The 2,268-nt window shown below is 32.7% G+C and carries 3 protein-coding genes; all 3 read left to right on the forward strand.

Features of this window, described 5'->3' with window-relative positions; all coding sequences use genetic code 11:
• The first annotated feature begins 322 nt into the window (after window positions 1-322).
• The 3 genes from ACHZC3_RS00750 to ACHZC3_RS00760 all read left to right on the forward strand — a co-directional run bounded on the left by ACHZC3_RS00750 (window position 323) and on the right by ACHZC3_RS00760 (window position 2,165).
• Window positions 323-883, forward strand: coding sequence for a hypothetical protein (locus tag ACHZC3_RS00750; RefSeq protein ID WP_394757971.1), 561 nt, complete (start codon window positions 323-325; stop codon window positions 881-883).
• A 191-nt stretch (window positions 884-1,074) separates the two neighbouring features.
• Entirely contained in the window at window positions 1,075-1,305 is a 231-nt protein-coding gene (locus tag ACHZC3_RS00755) for a hypothetical protein (RefSeq protein WP_394757972.1), read from the forward strand.
• 83 nt (window positions 1,306-1,388) lie between these two features.
• Window positions 1,389-2,165 (forward strand): hypothetical protein, encoded by a 777-nt coding sequence (locus ACHZC3_RS00760; protein ID WP_394757973.1) that lies wholly within the window; start codon window positions 1,389-1,391, stop codon window positions 2,163-2,165.
• The last annotated feature ends 103 nt before the right edge of the window (window positions 2,166-2,268 follow it).

A 2,268-nucleotide genomic window follows, 5' to 3' on the forward strand; every position in this document is an offset into this window, starting at 1 on the left:
TGCACTTATTCTATTTTTTTCTTACTTTTTTTTAACCTAATTTGTTCATTATCAATATGTTATGTGTCCAAAATTACTTTTTCAGCAGGCTCTAATTAATAATAAAATTTCGCAGTTAATAATGCGACAGAGTATTGAGCAGTCAATAATACTGAGGGCTATTTATTGGCTATTATTTTCAAAAAAGAATTTTAATCAAAACAATTCTTTGTTCATCAAAAAACAACACTCATATCATTAAGAAGAAATTATCTACCATTCAAAGATGTGGTCATTCGGCGAAACTGAAAAAATTTAACAAAAAATAAAATCAATTTGTAACATGAAAAATTCGATTTTGACTAAAGCTATTTTAATTTCCGTATCACTTTTCATTTTAACTTCAATTAACCCAGTTTTCAGTCAGAGAACTGTGATTGAATGTAAAAAAAACAAAGAAAAAGTAACGCTTAAAAACGGGGCAACTGCAACCTTGAAAGTTGGAAGACCTTGGTATGCTTGGATTACAGGAGTCGTCATTTTTGATAGACTACGTATAGATGTAACAGTTAAATCTGCGAAGAAGAAAAGCAGATGGTATTTGTTAGGTATAAAAACTAGAACAAAGGCAAAAGCAAATATAGATATTAGTACCACAGTTGTCGCAAAATTACCTGGCGATGGAACAATTATCGCGGATAAATGGATTTCTTCATGTGAGAATGTATCATCATGTACACAATCACAGAACTATGTTAATATAGGGGTAATTTTTGGAGGCAAGCCAGGATTTTACACTATTAAAGGAGATATAAAAGGATTCAGTTCAATTGCGATTGTATCTGTTGAAGGTGAAACGGTGTATTTATGCAGTAAATGGGGCAAGAAAGTACCCAACCAATAGTAGATTAGGGATATTCTTACAAACATACCTAAAATGGTCTGTTCATAAAACCTAACCTTTTTGATTAGTAGCTACATGTACATGGATAAATTTGAAATCTCCTAATACTGAGTGGTAAAAAAAATCGCCGAACAACGCACTGTCCACGACTCGCCGCAAAAGCCCACCTGTAAATACTCGAAGTTACGGGTATGAGGCAATGCAACCGAGGACGATATGTGACTTCCGATGTGTATGCTGCCGACAATTTTTATTTATACACCGATGATTATGGCGAATTACGATTGACCAATGTTGATAACCAATATACCATCAGCGAAGTAAGCATTCAAAAAGTCCGCTTGAATGAAATGAACTCTGTACTCTATCCAGTCAATTGGACTTATAATAGTTACAATGGCAGCGTAGTGAATGTTCGATAAACAGACCACAGCATCTGTATAGCCCAAAAAACAATATTCAAACAATTATTAAAAATAATTTCATCATCAAAAAAACATTCATCATGGTCAAGTTAAAATCACTTTTCATAATTTTCAGTACCCTATTAGCGAGTTGTGGAGGGGTAAAATTTGCAAATGCTCCTGTAAATTTAGATTTACCAAAATCATTTACAGATAGGACTCTATATCCTGCTGGTGATGCCGCCTACGATTTTCAGGACTTGGTTGGGAATATACTATTAGTAAAAGAGAATGAACAACCATCAAGAATTGGGCTAATTCGACCTGATAATTATAAAAATATAGTAATTCCTATAACAGATCCCAATAATTATTATAAATCTCGGATACAAAAAGGCGCGGAAGCGAAGGGATCTTATTTAGCATTTGCTGCCAGTTTTACAAATGAACAATTGGCTGAATATGAATTGATAGATATTGCTCGTTCAGGCATTGTGTTAGATTCCGAAGAAATATTTAATCAAATTGTTAGAAAAATAGTTGACTGGATAGGAAAACACCCTAAAACTGATAATATAAGTAAAAGACTTTGGGTTAAATCAACAGTCTTAACGAAAGAAACTAAATATAATTTTACTAAAGTTGAAGTTAATGCAAGTGGTCAAATAGGCGAAGTGGTTGGTGTTTCTACTGGTGTTTATCTTAAAAATGACCTAACTACAAGAGGTGTCTTTTTATCTTTTGAATCTTTTGATGTTGATAAGTTAGTAAATCAAATACGGGCAGATTCAAGCCAAGTCATTACGCTCGATTTTTATAAGAAACAATTAGATAAAGCACGTTCTAAAACCCCTGTTATAGGAAAAATAAGAAATTGATGCATTATCCGACATTTCCCACAACGATTTTGAAAATCAGCATTTAATTCTAAAAGCATCGGAAATGCTAAATATTTGTAGAAAAAATGACAAAAAACTTGTT

Source organism: Flavobacterium sp. (genome assembly GCF_043720215.1).
Lineage (GTDB): Bacteria > Bacteroidota > Bacteroidia > Flavobacteriales > Flavobacteriaceae > Flavobacterium.

Excerpts from the sequence above, each read along its gene's own strand:
- ACHZC3_RS00755 (WP_394757972.1), top strand. The coding sequence starts at position 1,075 with ATGAGGCAATGCAACCGAGGACGATATGTGACTTCCGATGTGTATGCT.
- ACHZC3_RS00760 (WP_394757973.1), top strand. The coding sequence starts at position 1,389 with ATGGTCAAGTTAAAATCACTTTTCATAATTTTCAGTACCCTATTAGCG.
- ACHZC3_RS00750 (WP_394757971.1), top strand. The coding sequence starts at position 323 with ATGAAAAATTCGATTTTGACTAAAGCTATTTTAATTTCCGTATCACTT.